The 16,999-nt window shown below is 70.5% G+C and carries 16 protein-coding genes; 10 read left to right on the plus strand and 6 right to left on the minus strand.

Annotation, left to right across the window (positions count from 1 at the left end; translation table 11 throughout):
• Positions 1 to 163: 163 nt before the first annotated feature.
• Both D7W81_RS30280 and D7W81_RS30285 read right to left on the minus strand, forming a co-directional pair.
• Entirely contained in the window at positions 164 to 667 is a 504-nt protein-coding gene (locus D7W81_RS30280; protein ID WP_120558879.1) for a hypothetical protein, read from the minus strand.
• 121 nt (positions 668 to 788) lie between these two features.
• On the minus strand, positions 789 to 2,135 hold the full coding sequence (locus tag D7W81_RS30285) for a short-chain fatty acid transporter (RefSeq protein ID WP_120558880.1): 1,347 nt from the start codon (positions 2,133 to 2,135) through the stop codon (positions 789 to 791).
• Between the two features lie 82 nt (positions 2,136 to 2,217).
• On the opposite strand from D7W81_RS30285, the gene D7W81_RS30290 reads away from it, so the two are divergent.
• The 8 genes from D7W81_RS30290 (at position 2,218) to D7W81_RS30325 (ending at position 9,997) form a co-directional block, all read left to right on the plus strand.
• Positions 2,218 to 3,690, plus strand: coding sequence for an ATPase domain-containing protein (locus tag D7W81_RS30290; protein WP_120558881.1), 1,473 nt, complete (start codon positions 2,218 to 2,220; stop codon positions 3,688 to 3,690).
• Between the two features lie 14 nt (positions 3,691 to 3,704).
• Positions 3,705 to 4,094: a response regulator gene (locus D7W81_RS30295; RefSeq protein ID WP_120558882.1), complete on the plus strand. Its 390-nt coding sequence runs from the start codon at positions 3,705 to 3,707 to the stop codon at positions 4,092 to 4,094.
• Positions 4,095 to 4,125: 31 nt separating this feature from the next.
• The gene (locus D7W81_RS30300) at positions 4,126 to 4,947 is read left to right on the plus strand and encodes a hypothetical protein (RefSeq protein WP_120558893.1); all 822 of its coding nucleotides are present in this window, start codon (positions 4,126 to 4,128) and stop codon (positions 4,945 to 4,947) included.
• Between the two features lie 127 nt (positions 4,948 to 5,074).
• On the plus strand, positions 5,075 to 5,488 hold the full coding sequence (locus D7W81_RS30305; protein WP_120558883.1) for a hypothetical protein: 414 nt from the start codon (positions 5,075 to 5,077) through the stop codon (positions 5,486 to 5,488).
• A complete protein-coding gene (locus tag D7W81_RS30310; RefSeq protein ID WP_120558884.1) occupies positions 5,481 to 5,738 on the plus strand; it encodes a DUF5985 family protein in 258 nt (85 codons plus the stop codon). Before D7W81_RS30305 ends, D7W81_RS30310 begins: the two co-directional genes overlap by 8 nt.
• 2 nt (positions 5,739 to 5,740) lie before the next feature.
• Positions 5,741 to 6,016: a DUF5985 family protein gene (locus D7W81_RS30315; protein WP_120558885.1), complete on the plus strand. Its 276-nt coding sequence runs from the start codon at positions 5,741 to 5,743 to the stop codon at positions 6,014 to 6,016.
• A 34-nt stretch (positions 6,017 to 6,050) separates the two neighbouring features.
• Positions 6,051 to 7,004: an aldo/keto reductase gene (locus tag D7W81_RS30320; protein ID WP_208721505.1), complete on the plus strand. Its 954-nt coding sequence runs from the start codon at positions 6,051 to 6,053 to the stop codon at positions 7,002 to 7,004.
• A gap of 155 nt (positions 7,005 to 7,159) precedes the next feature.
• On the plus strand, positions 7,160 to 9,997 hold the full coding sequence (locus tag D7W81_RS30325) for an ATP-binding protein (protein WP_147445672.1): 2,838 nt from the start codon (positions 7,160 to 7,162) through the stop codon (positions 9,995 to 9,997).
• Here D7W81_RS30325 and D7W81_RS30330 read toward each other — a convergent pair.
• From D7W81_RS30330 to D7W81_RS30340, 3 genes are all read right to left on the minus strand, one after another.
• Entirely contained in the window at positions 9,978 to 10,367 is a 390-nt protein-coding gene (locus tag D7W81_RS30330; protein WP_120558887.1) for a DUF779 domain-containing protein, read from the minus strand. The genes D7W81_RS30325 and D7W81_RS30330 overlap by 20 nt on opposite strands.
• Before the next feature lie 10 nt (positions 10,368 to 10,377).
• On the minus strand, positions 10,378 to 11,904 hold the full coding sequence (adh, locus tag D7W81_RS30335; RefSeq protein ID WP_120558888.1) for an aldehyde dehydrogenase: 1,527 nt from the start codon (positions 11,902 to 11,904) through the stop codon (positions 10,378 to 10,380).
• Between the two features lie 165 nt (positions 11,905 to 12,069).
• Positions 12,070 to 12,528: a hypothetical protein gene (locus D7W81_RS30340; protein WP_120558889.1), complete on the minus strand. Its 459-nt coding sequence runs from the start codon at positions 12,526 to 12,528 to the stop codon at positions 12,070 to 12,072.
• A 705-nt stretch (positions 12,529 to 13,233) separates the two neighbouring features.
• Between D7W81_RS30340 and D7W81_RS30345 the strand changes: the two genes are divergently transcribed.
• Both D7W81_RS30345 and D7W81_RS30350 read left to right on the plus strand, forming a co-directional pair.
• Positions 13,234 to 15,096, plus strand: coding sequence for a serine/threonine-protein kinase (locus D7W81_RS30345; RefSeq protein WP_244227524.1), 1,863 nt, complete (start codon positions 13,234 to 13,236; stop codon positions 15,094 to 15,096).
• A 75-nt stretch (positions 15,097 to 15,171) separates the two neighbouring features.
• The gene (locus tag D7W81_RS30350; RefSeq protein ID WP_120558891.1) at positions 15,172 to 16,482 is read left to right on the plus strand and encodes an ABC1 kinase family protein; all 1,311 of its coding nucleotides are present in this window, start codon (positions 15,172 to 15,174) and stop codon (positions 16,480 to 16,482) included.
• 25 nt (positions 16,483 to 16,507) lie between these two features.
• Here D7W81_RS30350 and D7W81_RS30355 read toward each other — a convergent pair whose 3' ends face one another.
• Positions 16,508 to 16,903, minus strand: coding sequence for a response regulator (locus tag D7W81_RS30355; protein ID WP_120558892.1), 396 nt, complete (start codon positions 16,901 to 16,903; stop codon positions 16,508 to 16,510).
• Positions 16,904 to 16,999: the final 96 nt, after the last annotated feature.

The following is a 16,999-nucleotide window of genomic DNA, read 5'->3' on the forward strand; positions in this document are numbered from 1 at the left end:
CCTCGGGGGAGGGCGCGGGGACCCGGGCGCGAGGGTGGGGCGCGTGTCCGTCAGCCGGTAATTCCTCCCGACCGCGGGGAGGACGGGCGGTAAAGAAAGACGCCCGCGCGGGTCTCCCCGGCGGGCGTCGATGTATGTGTTTGTTTTTGGACGCGACGACGGCCTACTTCACCGTCACCGGCACTTCCTTGAGGACCTGGTCGCCGCGCATGACCACGACGGTCCAGTTGCCGGGCTTGGCCAGCTTCACGCCGGTCCACTGACGCGCGCGCCAGCCGTCACCCTTCACCTTCACGTCCTTCGTCTCGCGCACGGTGGCGCCCTGCTTCACCTGCACCGTCAGGTCGTCGATGGAGTCGCCCTGGGGCACCAGGTAGCTCTGCCACAGCATCACGGAGGTGTTCGCCTTGACGCCCTCGGCGCCCACCTCGGCCGTGCACTCGAACTTGTTGGGGCCGTCCTTGGCCACCTCGGTGCAGAGCTTGGCTTCCACCAGCACGGGGCCCTGACCCTGGCCCTTGTAGAAGTAGTTCCAGGTATCGCGCACCGCGTCCGCGCTGGGGGCCTTCGCGGCCTCCGCCGCCGGGGCCGCCGCCTCCTGCGCTCCCGCGACCGACGCCACACCCAGCACCGCGCACAGCACGCTTCCGTTGAACACGCTCTTCATGTCTTGGGGTCCCCTCGTTGATGTTGAAGGAAGCCGGCCCACGTCCGGCCCCTTGCTGTGCCTGTCTACCATGAAACATCCCCGGTCATTCCCCGGCTTCCCGGGACCGGGGCACGGCGCACTACCCGAAGAGGAAGAAACCCAGCGTCACCAGCGGCAGGTACGCGAGGAAGGCCACCAGGAGAAAGCCGAGGATGTCCTTGAACTCCAACCGCGCCACGGCCAAGAGCGGCAGCGCCCAGAAGGGTTGGATGAGGTCGGTGGCCATGTCGCCCCAGGCGTACGCCAGCACCACCTTCTCCGGCGCCACGCCCAGCCTCCCCGCCGCATCCAGCAGGTAGGGCGCTTCAATGGCCCACTTGGAGCCGCCGGAGGGCACGAAGTAGTTCACCACGCCGCTGTAGAGATACACGATGGCCGGGAAGGTCTCTTTCGTGGACAGCGACACGAAGAGCTCCCCGATGCGGTCCGTGAGCCCCGTGGCCTTGAAGATGCCGTAGATGCCCGCGTACAGCGGGAACTGCAGCACGATGCCGTGCAGCACGCTCGCGGCCTCCTCGCTCGCCTTGAGCAGCCGGGCGGGCGTGCCGTGCAGCAGCACCGCGAGCACCAGGAAGGTGAAGTTCACAACATTCAGGTTGAGCGCCTTCCACCCGCCATGGAGCCACAGGTGCCGCGCGAACCACACCAGGCCCAGCACGCCGAAGACGGCGTTGAGCAGCCACGCATGGTCCAGCCACTCCGCGGGGCTCAGGCGGCCCCGGGGTTTTTCCGGCGGGACGAAGTCGCCCAGCTTCTCCAGCACCGCGGGCTCCACCCGCACGGTGCGCTCCGGCGACGGGTGCAGCGCCCACGCAAGCGCCGTGAGCAGCGCCACCGCGGCCAGCGTGAGGCCCACGTTGAAGAGGGAGAACAACGTCCGGTCAATGGGGATGACCCCCAGCTGCTTCTCCAGGAAGTGGCCTGGCGTCGCGACGAGCAGCGGGGCGGAGGCGGACAGGCCCGCGTGCCACGTGGCGCCCAGCCCGAAATAGGCGCACGCCACCAGCAGCCGGTAGTCCACGTCCGGGCGCCTGCGCGCGATGAAGCGCACCAGCATGGCGCTGGCCACGAGCGACAGGCCCCAGTTGAAGTACGCGAGCGCCATGGACACCGCCGCCATCAACGCGGTGGCGCTCCGGGGGCTCCCGGGCAGGCTGGCGACCTTCTCCAGCAGCGCCTTCACCGGGGCGGTGAGCGCGAGCAGGTAGCCGGTGAACATCACCAGCGCCATCTGCATGGAGAAGGTGAGCAGCTCCCAGAAGCCGCCGCCCCATGCGTCCAGCACCACCGGCGGCGCGGCCCCCACCCAGCCCATGGCCAGCGCCATGGTGAGCAGCGTGAGCAGCACGGCGATGGCGAAGGCGCTGGGGACGAAGCGCGCGGAGAAGCGGCCCAGGCCTTCGGCGAACCGGACGAGGGTATCCACGGTGAGGGCTCCAGGCGGTCAGGGGGCCCCGGCGCGAATCTCCCAGGGCGACACCCCGGGTTTTACGGTATGAGCGGTCGCCATGTCCCCTAGCGAGCAGCACCCTCCCGCCTTCGAGCGAATCGCGACAGGCGTGCCCGGACTGGATCCCGTCCTGGGCGGTGGCCTGGTGGCCTCAGGCGTCTACATCGTGGTGGGGGAGCCCGGCGCGGGGAAGACCATCTTCGCCAACCAGCTCTGCTATTCGCAGGCACAGCAGGGCACGCGCTGTCTGTATGTGACGCTGCTGGCGGAGTCGCACTCGCGCATGCTGGCGAACCTGCGCAGCATGGCGTTCTTCGACGCCTCCCAGCTGCCGCAGCGCATCTACTACGTCAGCGGCTTCCGCATGCTGGAGGAGCAGGGGCTGCCGGGTCTGCTGGAACTGCTCCGCCGGGAGATGCGCAACCACGGCGCGGGCATCCTGGTGCTGGACGGACTGGTGCAGGCGCAGGAGGCCGCGGGCAGCAGCCGCGACTTCAAGAAGTTCATCCACGAGCTCCAGGTGTCCGCCGGCCTGTCGCGCTTCACGGCGCTGCTGCTCACGAGCAGCGTGGGCCCCACCGTGCACCCGGAATACACCATGGTGGACGGCATCCTGGAGCTGCGCGAGCGCACGGCGGCCATGCGTTCGTGGCGCGAACTCCAAGTCCGCAAGTTCCGGGGCAGCGCCAGCCTCAATGGCACGCATCACTTCCGCATCTCCGAGGCGGGCCTGGAGGTGTTCCCCCGCCTGGAGACCATGGTCAGCCGCTCGCAGCCGCCGGACTGGGGCACCCAGCGCGTGCGCTTCGGCGTGCCTACGTTGGATGCCATGATTCCGGAGGGCTTCGCCGCGGCCTCCACCACGCTGGTGATGGGGCCGCCGGGCTGCGGCAAGACACTCCTGGGCGCGAGCCACCTGGCCGAAGGGATTCGCCTGGGTGAGCCCTGCCTGATGGTGAGCTTCTACGAGGGGCCCGACCGGCTGCTGCACAAGACGGCCAACGTGGGGCTGTCCCTGGGCAGCGCGGTGAAGGACGGCCGGCTGGTGCTCCAGTGGAACATGCCCGCCGAGTGCAACCTGGACCTGGTGGCGCACACGATGCTGGAGGACGTGCGCAAGCGCGGCGTGAAGCGCCTGTTCGTGGACGGCCTGAGCGCCATGGTGGAGACCACGAACGAGCCCGCGCGCATCAGCCCCTTCTTCGCCGCGCTCACGCAGGAATTGCGACGCCACGGGGTGACGACCGTCTTCACGCTGGAGACGCCGCGCCTCTTCGGCCCGGAGATGGATGTTCCCCTGGGGACCGGCCTGTCCGGCGTGGCGGAGAACCTGCTGTTCATGCGCCACCTGGAACTCAATGGCCGGCTGCGGCGGCTGCTCTCCATCTTCAAGCTGCGTGACGCGGACTACGACCCGACGCTGCGCGAGTTCCTCATCACCTCGCAGGGAATCGAGATCCAGCCGCCCTTCCAGCCGTCGCCCGAGTTGCTGCTCACGGGCATCGCCCGCTTTCCGGGCAACCACTCCTGACCCCCAGAGGACCCGTGGTTCCCGCGACCGAGACAGTGCTGGTGGTGGACGACGAACAGGGCATCCTGGAGGCGCTCGCGGACCTTCTGAGGGAAGAGGGCTACCGCGTGCTCACGGCGTCCCATGGCCGCGAGGCCCTGGAGCGCATGGCGGAAGTGACGCCGGACCTGGTGCTGACGGACTGGATGATGCCCGTGCTGGACGGGCCCGCGCTGATTGAGCGCATCCAGCAGGACCCCGTGCTGCGCACCGTCCCCGTGCTGGGCATGAGCGCCGTGGACGTCAACGGCCTCAAGCGCCTGCACCCGGGGATGGAGTTCCTCCAGAAGCCGTTCGACATCCGCGCCCTGATGAAGCAGGTGCGCAGGGCCCTGGACACGAATGCCCGCGTCCGGGGAGGGTGAGGGCAGAGGCCGCGTGCCCGGAGGGACCGCCATGTTCCACCTGCTCAAGCTGGGTCCGGTGCCCCTGTCCGTGGGCACCACCGGCGTCTACCTGCGCATTGGCGAGACGGGCGAGCCGTCCGCCCCCGTCTTCGAACAGACGGACGCCGCCGGCGTGCGCGCCCTCATCGCCGGCCTGGAGCCGTCCCAGGTGTCCTGCGAGCCCGCGCTGGCGGACGCCGCCTCCGAGCTGGGCCTGGCCGTGGCGCCCCCGTCCCCCGCGGCGCTCTCCGCGCGGGCGGCCATCGCCACCTTCCTCGCGTGGGGCCAGCTGGGCGTGTCCGGGCTGGGCAGTGACAAGGCGCTGCTCGTCGTCCAGGCCGCCACCGAGTTCTGGGACGCGAAGCCCTGGATGCATTGGGACGACAGCCAGCCCTTCGTCGTGGAGGTGACGGGCGCGCACGCGCACACCTACGAGGGCTGCGTCTTCCACGGCGACGACGAAGGCCCGTCCGGCCTGGCCCTCTACCTGTCCCCCGGCTCGCTGGGGCGGCTCCTGGAGCTCCAGGTGCACGGCGCGGAGGCGGAGGCGAAGGCCCTGCCCGCCATCACCGTGTCGCTGGAGGGCCGTCCCGCCTACGCCGTGGAGGCCCTGTCCGCCGCCGGACGCCTGCCCCGGCTGCCCCTGCCCGTGAAGGCCGGCCCCCAGGGCCTGTCGGTGCCCTCCAGCCTGGAGGCCCTCATCCTGGTGGCCGCCCTGCGCGCCGTGGCCCGCCTGACGCCGTCCCAGCCAGAGGCCCTGAGCAGCATGGTGGCCGGAGATGCCCGCATGGACGTCCGCGTGCGCGCCCCCGCCCCCCGCGTGCGCAACTAGGCGGAATCAGGCAGCCCCTGCCGTGACGCACCCGGACCAGGCAGGGGACCGGCTCGTGTGAAACTGTGAACAACCGCCATCAATAGAAAGGTTGATTCACAAAGTATCTGGGTCCATAGGTGGAGGCGTGACTGACGCCGGCCTTTCTTCACGGGTCCAGCGCTTCATCACGACGCACATCGATTCCATCGAGAAGCTGGAGGTCCTCCTCCTGCTTCGCGCCCGGACGGACCAGGCGTGGACAGCGTCGGCGGTGGCCCTGGAGCTGCGCATCACCGAAGCCTCCGCGGCCCGCCGCCTGGCGGAGCTCAAGACGGGCGGGCTGCTGCTCCAGGATGGCGTGGGGGCGGACGCCTACCGGTTCAGCCCCGAGCGGTCGGACGACGCGCAGTCCGCCACGGAGCTGGCGACGACGTACGCGGCGCGCCGGGTGAGTGTGATTTCGTTCATCTTCTCACGCCCCATGGACCGGGTGAGGGGCTTCGCGGACGCGTTCGTGCTGAAGCAGGACAAGGACAAGGGCGGCAACGGACATGGCTGAAGTGGTCTACATCCTGTGCGCGCTGACGAGCGCGGCGTGCGCGGTGCTGCTGCTGCGGGCCTGGCGGCGGACGCGGATGAAGCTGCTGCTCTACAGCGGTCTGTGTTTCACGGCCTTCACGGTGAACAACGTGTTGCTCTTCGTGGACCTGGTGCTCATCCCGGCGGGAGACCTGTCGCTGGCGCGCACCCTCGCGTCGCTCGTGGGGAGCGGCGTGCTGCTCTTTGGCCTCATCTGGGACGTGTCCTGAGCATGTTGAAGCCCCTGCTCGATGGCGCGGTGATGATGGCGTACCTGGCGTGCGCCCTGTTCTTCCTGCGCTTCTATCTCCAGTCGAAGGACCGGCTGTTCGCGCTGTTCTCCCTGGCCTTCGCGTTGATGGGTTTGAACAACGTGCTGGGCGCGGTGGTGGGACCGGACCTGGACACGGAGCGCATCCACTACCTGTACGTCGTGCGCCTGGTGGCCTACCTGCTCATCCTGGGAGCCATCTGGGACAAGAACCGCGCGGGTCGCGGGTCGCGGTGAGAAGCTGTTCCTCCTTCCGTGGGAGGACTCCTTCGTGACCCTGACATCGCTTCCCCGTTTCACCCCGCGCCGCCCGTTGGGGCGCACGGGCTTCACCGCGACGGCGGTGGGCATTGGCGACCTGGCGGACCGCACGGTGCCGCGCGGGGAACTGGTCGCCACGCTCGCGCGGGCGCTGGACGCGGGGCTCAACGTCATCGACACGGCGCCCGGCTACGAGGACGGCCTGAGCGAGGAGGTCGTGGGAGAGGCCCTGCGGGGCCGGCGCGAGGGCGTGTTCGTCATCGACAAGGTGGACGAGCTGGACGCGCCGGTGGCGCCGCAGGTGGAGCAGTCCCTGCGGCGGCTGGGCCTTGCGTCGGTGGACCTGTTCGCGCTGCACGCGGTGAAGTCGCTGGCGCAGTGGGAGGAGCTGGCCCGGCCGGGCGGCGCGCTGGCGCAACTGGAGGCGTGCGTGGCGAAGGGGCAGGCGCGCTTCAAGGGCATCTCCTGCCACCACCCGGACGCGCTGGTGGCGGCGGTGCGCTCCGGGCGGTGCGACGTGGTGATGTTCCCGCTGGGGCCGTTCGTGGACGCGCGCTACGTGGAGGACGTGCTGCCCCTGGCGCGTGAGCGGGGCGTGGGCGTGGTGTCGTTCAAGACGTTCGGCGCGGGCAAGCTCCTGGGGGACACGGAGGGCTACGGCCGGCCGCTCCAGGCGCGTCCGCGCGGCAAGGTGGGCTCCGGCGGTGAGGCGCCGGGCACGCCGGTGCTGCCGCACCTGTCGGTGGCGGAGTGCGTGCGATACACGCTCACGTTGGATCCGGACGTGATGTTGATGGGGATGGGCTTCCCGAACGAACAGGACGCCGCGCTCCAGGCGGCCTCTGCCTTCCGTCCCCTGGACGCGGCGGGGATGCGGGCGGTGCGCGAGCGGGCGCACGCCGCCATCCAGGGGAAGGGCGCGGTGTGGTGGAACCCGCTTTCACCGGAGGTCGCGGCGGGCTGAGTCGCGGCGCGGGGGCGGCCGTGCAGGGCGGGTTGTCTGCCGGACACTCGTATTGAATAGAAGTCCAGGGGAGGCTTGTGGCCCCTGAGGGCCGTCATTATCGGTGCGTCCCTCTGGTGAGGCGTCAGCCCCATGACGCCGTGGCCCCGCTCTCCATGCCCGAACCGTCCCTCGAGCCCTCGACAGAGCCTGCCGGTGAGCCGCCGCCGCCGCCGCCGTCCGTCGTGACGACGAACGAGGTGGCGGCTCCCGTGTCACAGGCGGGCGTGGACGCCGGAGCCGGGGCCGTGGAGGTCCTGTCCGCGACGCGCGAGCCGGCGGCTTCCCTGGAAGAGGGCCGCTTCGCGTTCCTGGCCCGCGCGGGCGAGGTGCTGGCGTCGTCGCTGGATGAGCCCACGGTGCTGCGCCAATTGGCGGAGCTGGTGGTGCCGGGGCTCGCGGACTGGTGCGCGGTGGATGTCGTCACGCCTTCGCACCAGGTGGTGCGAAGGGCCGCGGCGCACCGGGAGCCCTCGCTCGTGCCCTCCGTGTATGCCATCGCCGAGCGCTGGGCCTCGCAGGAGGACGGCTCCCAGGGCGTGGCCCACGTCCTGCGCACCGGTGAGGCCCGGCTCATCCCGGAGGTGACCGAACAGGCCTTCCTGGAGGCGGCACGGGGGAACGCGGCCCTGGAGGAGACGTGGCGCCTGGGGTACTGCTCCGTGATGGTGGTGCCATTGGCGGCGCGGGGCCGTGTGCTGGGATGTCTGTCATTGATGTCCGGAACGGCCGGCCGCTTCGGTGAGGCCGACCTGGAGCTGGCGCGCGAGCTGGCCCGCCGGGCCGCGCTGTCATGGGACAACGCGCTCCTCTACGGCGAGGCCCGTCAGGCCCAGGCGAGGACGGCGCGGCTGCAGGCGGTGACGGCGGCGCTGTCCCGCGCGGCCACCGAGGACGCGGTGGCGCAGGTGCTGGCGCGCGAGGTGTGGGAGGCCAGCGGCGCCACGCGCGTCGCGGTGCTGGCGCTGGAGGAGGACGGCCTCGTGCGCCCGCTGCGCGTGCTGGGCTACTCCGAGGACGCGCTGGCCGCCTTCCACCGCCCGGCGAGCGGAGCGGCCCGGAAAGGCATCCAGGACCTCCGGCGGGAAGCCGGGTGGTTCGGTTCGCTGGAGGAGTTCATCGCGCGCTACCCGGAGGACGCGGAGCTCGCGCGCCGGCAGGGACCGGGGGCCCGCGCGGTGGTGCCGCTGGGGACGGAGACGCGCGTGCGCGGCCTGCTGCTGCTCGCGTGGCCGGAGCCGCGCGTCTTTCCTCCCGCGGAGCGCGCGTTCCTGGAGGCGCTGGCGCACCAGTGCGCGCAGGCGCAGGAGCGGGCCGCCCTCTACGAAGCGCTGCGCGAGCGCACGGAGCGGCTGCGCCAGGCGCTGGTCACCGGCGACATGGGCACCTGGCGCCTGGACCTGGTGCGCGGCAAGGAGCTGCGCGACGCGGCGCTCAACCACATGCTGGGCCTGACGGCGGTGGACTCGGCGATGCCGGTGGGGGACCTGCTGGGGCATCTGCACCCGGAGGACCGGCCGCACGTGGAGGCGGCGTTCCACCGCCACCAGCGCGAGGCGCCGGGCTTCTTCGAGTTGGAGTTCCGCGTGGTGCGCCGCGACGGCGGCGTGCGCTGGATGCACAGCGTGGGGCAGTCCTTCGCGGGGCCGGACGGCAAGGTGACGGAGCTCACCGGCGCCATGGCGGACATCACCCGGCGCAAGGAGGCCGAGGAGCGGCTGCAGCTGCTGCTGGACGCCAGCCGCGTGCTGGCGCTGCGCCTGGACGACGTGGAGGCGGCGCTGCCGGAGGTGGCGTGCCTGGTGGTGGACCACGTGGCCACCGGGTGCCTGGTGGACCTGGCCATGCCGGACGGCACCCTGCGGCGGGCGACGGCGGCCCACCGCGTGGCCGGGCACGACACGCGGCTCAAGGACGCCCTGGGCGGAACGGACCGCGGGCCCGCGCACCCGGCGCTGCAGTGCTTCCGCTCCGGCGAGGTCTGCTTCCTGTCGCGCCTGGACTTCAAGCTGTGCGACGCCGTCTCCACGAGCGCCGCGCACCGGGCGCTGGTGGACAGCCTGTCGCCCACGTCGGTGCTGTCGGTGCCGCTGCGCGCGCGGGGCCGCACGCTGGGCGTCATCACGCTGTTCACCGCCGAGCCCCAGCGCACGCTGGTGGCCGCGGACGTGACCATGGCGGAGGAGCTGGCGCTGCGCGTGAGCGTGGCGCTGGAGAACGCGCGCCTGTACCACGACACCCAGTCCGCGGTGCGGCTGCGCGACGAGTTCCTCTCCGTGGCGAGCCACGAATTGAAGACGCCGCTCACCAGCCTCATCCTCCAGCACAACCTCATTGGCCGGGCGCTGGAGACTGGGGGGACGCAGGGGGCTGTCACCGGCAGGCTCGACACCGCGCAGCGGCAGGTTCAGCGGCTGACCGCGCTGGTGGACAACCTGCTGGATGTCAGCCGGCTGTCCCTGGGCAAGCTGTCGCTGGAGCGCGCGGAGGTGGACCTGGCGCAGCTGACGCGCGACGCGGTGGAGCGGCTGGAGGAAGTGTTCGCCCGGGCGCGGTGCACGCTGACGCTGGAGCTGCCGCGCACGCTGACGGGCCAGTGGGACGCGCTGCGGCTGGACCAGGTGCTGGTGAACCTGCTCACCAACGCGGCGAAGTACGGCGCGGGCCATCCGGTGTCGGTGCGCGCGGGCGTGAGCGCCAGCGACGAGGTCTGGCTGGAGGTGCGCGACGAGGGCATCGGCATTGAAGCGGACGCGCTGCCGCGCCTCTTCGGCCGCTTCGAGCGCGCCGTGAGCGAGCGGCACTACGGCGGCATGGGGCTGGGGCTCTACATCAGCCGCCAGATTGTCGAGGCGCTGGGCGGCCGCATCGACGTGGACAGCCAGCCGGGGCAGGGCGCCACCTTCACGCTGCGGCTGCCCCGGAACATGGCCTTCAGTGCTGGGGGCCCTTGAGCGGGGGCCCTTCCTGTTCGAGCGCGCGGTACTCGTCGTCGGTGAACAGGCGTGAGCGGATGAGGAAGCGCACGCCTTCGGGGGCTTCGACGGAGAAGCCGCTGCCACGGCCGGGCACCACGTCCACGGTGAGGTGGGTGTGGCGCCAGAGCTCGAACTGCGGACCGGACATGTAGAAGGGCGTGCGGACGATGTCGCCCAGGTACACGTCCTCCTGTCCCACGCGGAAGTCGCCGCGCGGGAAGCACATGGGCGCGCTGCCGTCGCAGCAGCCGCCGGACTGGTGGAAGAGGAGCGGACCGTGAAGGCCCTGCATCTTGCGGAGCAGGGCCTCGGCGGCCGGCGTGACCTCGACGCGCGGCACGGACATGGGGGGCGTCCTAGAAGAAGCCCATGGGCTTCGGGTCGTAGCTGACGAGCAGGTTCTTCGTCTGCTGGTAGTGATTGAGCATCATCTTGTGCGTCTCGCGGCCGATGCCGGACTGCTTGTAGCCGCCGAACGCCGCGTGCGCGGGGTACAGGTGGTAGCAGTTCACCCAGACGCGGCCCGCCTGGATGCCGCGGCCCATGCGGTACGCGGTGCTGTTGTCGCGGGTCCACACGCCGGCGCCCAGGCCGTAGAGCGTGTCATTGGCCTGCGCGAGCGCGTCCGCGGCGTCCTTGAACTTCGCCACCGCGACGACGGGGCCGAAGATCTCCTCCTGGAACACGCGCATCCTGTTGGTGCCCTCGAAGATGGTGGGCTCCACGTAGTAGCCCTCCGCCAGCGCGCCGGGCAGCGACTTGCGAGCGCCGCCGGTCAGCACCTTCGCGCCCTCCTTCTTGCCGATGTCCAGGTAGGAGAGGATCTTCTCCAGCTGATCATTGGAGGCCTGCGCGCCAATCTGCGTGGTGACGTCCAGGGGGTTGCCCTGCACGATGCGCTTCGTGCGCTCCACGGCCTTGGCGATGAACTCGTCGTAGAAGCGCTCGGCGACGAGCGAGCGCGACGGGCAGGTGCAGACCTCGCCCTGGTTGAGAGCGAACATGGCGAAGCCCTCCAGCGCCTTCTGGGCGAAGTCGTCGTCCTTGGCGAAGACGTCCTCGAAGAAGATGTTGGGGGACTTGCCGCCCAACTCCAGGGTGACGGGGATGATGTTCTCGGAGGCGTACTGCATGATGAGGCGGCCGGTGGTCGTCTCACCCGTGAAGGCAATCTTCGCGATGCGCTTGTTGCTGGCGAGCGGCTTGCCGGCCTCGATGCCGAAGCCGTTCACGATGTTGAGCACGCCGGGGGGCAGCAGGTCGCCCACGAGCTCCGCGAACTTGAGGATGGTGACGGGGGTCTGCTCCGCGGGCTTGAGGACCACGCAGTTGCCGGCGGCGAGCGCGGGGGCCAGCTTCCACGCGGCCATGAGCAGCGGGAAGTTCCACGGGATGATCTGCCCGACGACGCCCAGGGGCTCGGTGAAGTGGTAGGCGACGGTGTTGTCATCCAGCTGGCTGAGTGAGCCTTCCTGCGCGCGGATGCAGCCGGCGAAGTAGCGGAAGTGGTCGATGGCGAGCGGCAGGTCCGCGGCGAGCGTCTCGCGGATGGGCTTGCCGTTGTCCCACGTCTCGGAGACGGCGAGCATCTCCAGGTTCTGCTCCATGCGGTCGGCGATCTTGAGCAGGATGTTGGCGCGCTCGCCGGCGGCGGTGCGGCCCCACGCGTCCTTCGCCTTGTGCGCGGCGTCGAGCGCCTTCTCGATGTCCTCGGCGGTGGAGCGGGGAATCTCGCAGAAGGGGCGGCCGGTGACGGGGGAGATGTTCTCGAAGTACTGGCCCTTCACGGGCGGGACGAACTCACCGCCGATGTAGTTGCCGTAGCGGCTCTTGTACTCGACCTTGCTGCCCTTCTGACCCGGAGCTTCATAGACCTTCGACATGGGGGACTCCCTGCGTTGGGTTTTGACGCGCACGTGCGGGGGTTTTGACGCGGAACAGACGATAGACAGGTGACGCTCCGCGTCAGTCGCAGGAAGTCGGATGCAAATGTTTGTTAATGGTTGATGCCTGGGTCAGGTGCCGAAAGGGCATACACAAGCAAGCAGTCACTTCTTGGGATGCGGACGCTCCAATGCCTGCTGCACGCGCGCTTCCTTCTCCTGCTTCTTCCGCTTCTGCTGGGCCTCGCCTTCGAACGCGAGCTGCTCCATGAATGCGTTCAGCTCCTTCGGCGACAGGACCGGGCACTTCCAGTCCAGGTCCTGCATGCGCTGCAGGAACGCATCCGGAAGCGCGACGCCGTAACGCAGGACGTAGTACGGAAGATCAGCCCGCCAGTGCCAGACGCCATCCGTCAGCGCACGGTGGGGCGCGATGTTCTTCTCGCCCGTGAACCAGTCACTCAGCGGCCACGAGCTGACCGCGAAGACGGCGCCCGTCGCGAGATAGCGCCCGATCCGGCTGCGATCCGCCTCCGGAATCCTCCCGCGCGCTTCCACGAGCGAGGGACCTTCGTCGAATCCCGGTTCGAGCTCACGGAAGTTCCCTGCGGACTGGAGGGGCATGGTCCCTCCTTACCAAGCTGAAGCTCCGGACGTCCGTGCCTGGACCGCGTCCGAAACCGCGTCCCCACCGCACGCGGCTGCGTTCCGCCAGAAGCCCGGGAACCCCCGCGATCCACGCAGGCCTCTTCATCCGGGGCCGATTTGTCGGCCTCCCGACACAGTCGGATCCGTACGTTCCTCTCACGCGACAGGGCCTTCCCGGCACCCGCAGGGAGCCGCGCAATCACGGCTTTCTTCGAGAGCGGACGAGATGTTTTCCAGCGGGGATGTTCATCTCGCTGCGCACTGGAAACCCGCACTGCGTGCTGGCATCGTGAAGGGACTGCGCGTCACGGCAGGAATGTTGGCGGTGAGTGGGCGGAAGTGGCCCAAGGTCTTGCGGACCGAACGTATTGGGATGTGGAGGGCGGAAAACGTTTCCGCCCCGGGGCTGTAAAAAGTCCCCGAAACCAAGGGGTGTCTGCTGATGAGCTGGGACCCAGGGCGTATCCGAGTGTCGCAAAAGCGAAGCGGATCAACCGGTTGGCGTGGCCGATCGCGCGAACCGGAAAACCCCGGCTCCTGGCACACCGCTCGCATCGGCCGCTGACGCTGTCCTCACCCCCGCTTCGACTTCCCAGGTTCCGGTCCCCTGTGCTCGCCTCGTCGCCCCTCCTCTGTTCTTGCGGTCAGCCTCATTCGGACGCGGAGGCGTGTCCCACGCTGATGCGCGGGCTGGACCTCAACGGCGGCACGATGCTCTACGCCGGCACGCCGCCGCCGGGACCGGCTTCGGTGCTGCAGCCCGTCACGCCCACGCCCATGTCGTCTCTCACGCCTGTGGTGCCCTCTCTCGTGGGCCAGGAGTTCGGCCGCTTCCGCGTCGTGCGCGAGCTGGGCCGCGGCGGCATGGGCACCGTGTTCCTCGCGGAGCACACGCTCATCCAGAAGCGCGTGGCCATCAAGGTGCTCCACGCGCACCTGGCCCAGGCCCCGGAGCTCGTCGCGCGCTTCCTGTCGGAAGCCCGCACGCTCACGCTGGTGCAGCACGAGAACGTCGTCACCCTCTACGACCTGGACTCGCGCGACGGGCGCCCGTACCTCGTCATGGAGTACCTGGAGGGGGAAAGCCTGGCCAACTTCGCCCGCGGCCCCATGGCCCCGGCGCTGGTGGTGGACCTGATGATGCAGGTGTGTGACGCCCTGGGCGCCGCGCACGCGCACGGCATCGTCCACCGCGACCTGAAGCCCGCCAACGTCTTCCTCGTCCCCAGCCCCAGCGGCAAGCAGCGCGTGAAGCTGCTCGACTTCGGCATCGCCAAGCTCCTGTCCCGCCCCGCCGGGGAGATGACCACGGAAGTGGGCGTCCTGCTGGGCACGCCGGAGTTCATGGCCCCCGAGCAGTGCGGCGACGGCATCGTGGACGCGCGCAGCGACCTCTACGCCGCGGGCGTGCTCGCGTACCTGCTGCTCACCGGCCAGGTGCCCTTCTACGGCCGCACCGCCGCCGAAATCCTGGTGGGCCACCTGCAGAAGGAACCCGTCCCGCCGCACGAATTGAACCCCGCCGTGCCGGAGGCCCTGTCGCGCGTCCTCCTGCGCGCGCTGGCCAAGCGGCCCGAACACCGCTTCGCCTCCGCCGCGGAGCTGAGAGCGGCCCTGGAGGCGTCGCTCGCGCCGCCGCCCGCGCCGTCCGCCCCGGCGCTCACCGCGCTCCTTCGCGGCCAGGGCACGCAGGCCCCCGTGGAGCTCAAGGGTGAGTGGGTGGGCCGCTCCGGCCTCTTCTTCCAGCTGAAGACCCCGCCGCCCGCGCTCCTGTCGGAAGTGTCGCTGGTGCTCCGGCTGCCCGGCGGCGAGCTGCCGTGCACCGCGCAGGTGGTGCGCCACGTCACCGCCGAGCAGGCGCAGGCGTGGAACATGCCTCCGGGCTTCGGCGTGCAGCTGCGCGACGCCAGCCCCGCCTTCCAGGCCCAGCTGGCCCAGCTTCGCAATGCCACGCGCGCGACGCCCGCGCAGGCCGCGGCCACCGCCGCCATCCCCACGCCCGAGGACGCGCAGGCGGAAAGCGTCCTCCAGGGCTTCCGCCGGCGGCTCGCCGGGGATCCATACGCCGTGCTGGAGCTGCCGCGCGACGCCACGCTGGAGTCCGTGCGCACCGCGGCCCAGCGCGCCCGTGGGGCGCTGGAGCTGCTCAAGGCCCGCCCGCTGTCGGAGGGCCAGCGCGCCCAGGTGGACCGGGCGCTGGAGCGCGTGGCCGGAGCGCTCCACACGCTGGGACACGTGGAGCGGCGCGTGGAGTACGACGCCACGCTGGGCAACGTGGAGGGCATCGAGCGGTGCCTCGCCGCGGGCCTCACCGCCACCATGCTGGAGCAGTGCCGCCGCCGCTTCCTCGCGGGCAACACCGGCCGCGAGGGCCGCGCCGCCGTGCACCGGCTGTCCGGTGACGCGCTGGCGTCCGTGGGCCGGCTGGAGGAGGCGCTCGCCGCCTACGAGCTGGCCGTGCGCGCGGACCCCCTGGACCTGGAGGGGCTCAAGCGCTGGCGCTTCCTCCGGGCCCGGGTGCGCGGCTCGGCCGCCCCCCGGTAGGGGAGCCGGGCTCGCATCCATCCGGGGGCCGTCTTGCGTATGGGAGAGGAGACCCCGTTAACTCTCCTCTCTCCCATGGCTTCCGAACCCGACGACAAGCTGCCGCCCCAGGGGCGCTTCAACCGCCTGCGCAAGCTGGCGGGCCTCTCCATGCACGTGGGCACGGAGGTGCTCAAGGCGGGCGCCAAACAGCTCTCCGGGAGCACTCCCACGGACCTGCTCAGCCTGGCCACCGCGGAGAAGCTGGTGGCCACGCTGGGGGAGATGAAGGGCGCGGCCATGAAGCTGGGCCAGGCGCTCTCCATGGACCCGGACCTGCTCACGCCGGAGGTGCGGCAGATGCTGGCCCGGCTGCAGAACCAGGCCCCCGCCATGTCCTACGCGCAGGTGTCGCGCGTGATTCAGCAGGAGCTGGGCGCGCCGCCGGAGGCGCTGTTCAAGGAGTTCTCTCCGGAAGCGCTCGCCGCCGCGTCGCTGGGCCAGGTGCACCGCGCGGTGCTGCACGACGGCCGCCCGGTCGCGGTGAAGGTGCAGTACCCCGGCATCGACGCGTCCATGGGCCACGACATGGACAACCTGGGCCTCGTCGTGAAGACGGTGTCCAAGACGTCGCGGATGATGGACGGCACCGCCTACTTCCAGGAGTTCCGCGACGAGCTCATGCTGGAGCTGGACTACCGCCGCGAGGCGAAGCTGGCCCAGGGCTTCGCGAAGAGCGTGGCGCGGCTGCCGGACCTGTACGTGCCCCAGGTCATCGAGGAGCGCAGCGCCCACCGCGTGCTCACGCTGGAGCTCCTGGAAGGCCAGACGCTGAAGGACTGGGTGGTGACGTCGCCGGACAACGCCGCGCGCTTCCGCGTCGCGCGCCAGCTCATCCGCGCCACCTACGGGCCCTTCCTGGACGCGGGTGAAATCCACGCGGACCCGCACCCCGGCAACTTCATGGTGATGCCGGACGGGCGCATGGGCCTGTTGGACTTCGGCTCCATCAAGCGCTTCAACCCGGGCTTCGTCTCGGCCAACCGCCGCATGTTCCAGCAGGCGCTGCGGCTGGAGACGCTGGACGTGCTGGGGCTGTGCCGCGAGGTGGGCTTCTCCGTGGAGCTGCCGGAGGCGGAGGCGGAGGTGCTCCTGCGCGAGGTGCTCCACATCGCCGGGCGGCCCATGCGCAGCTCGCCGTATGACTACGGCACCTGCGACATCAACCGCGACATGCGCAACCACTTCACGCGCAACGCCGCGCGCATCATGCGCATCCGGCCGCCTCCGGAGGCGATGATGTTCTTCCGCGCCACCGGCGGGCTGGCGCAGAACCTGCGCCTGGTGGGTGCCAACGGCGACTTCCGGCAGGTGTTCCTGGAGGTCGGCGCGCTCGTGGGCGAATGAGCCCCGGGCGGGTGAAGGCGGGGCTTCAGGTGCCGGCGGCGACGCGCGGGCGCTTGTGCAGCCGCTCCAGCTTGCGCGCCAGGTCCGCGCCCTGCGTGCTCTTGGACAGGTAGCCGTCCGCGCCCGCCGCCAGCGCCAGCGCGCGCAGCTTCGACTCGTCGGAGGCGGAGTAGAGGACGAAGCGCGTGTTCTCCGGCGCCTGCTGCCGGGCCAGCGTCAGCACCTTGTCGCCGCTCAGCGCGGGGATGTTCACGTCCAGGAGCACCAGGTCCGGCGCCGTGGTGCGCACCAGGTTGGAGACCCCCAGCGACGAGCGGTGGGTGCGCACCTCGAAGTTGTACGAGGACAACGAGCGCTCCGTCAGCGCGAGCTGGTCCGGGTCATCGTCCACGATAAGGACGCGAATCTTGGGTTCCGACATGGTGGCTCCCCCTGGAACCGACAGTTGGGTGCCCCGGCCGGCAAGATGCAGACCCCAGGATGACAATGACCCGGGCACCCCCCGAGTATCACCCAC

This window comes from Corallococcus aberystwythensis (genome assembly GCF_003612165.1).
GTDB lineage: Bacteria > Myxococcota > Myxococcia > Myxococcales > Myxococcaceae > Corallococcus > Corallococcus aberystwythensis.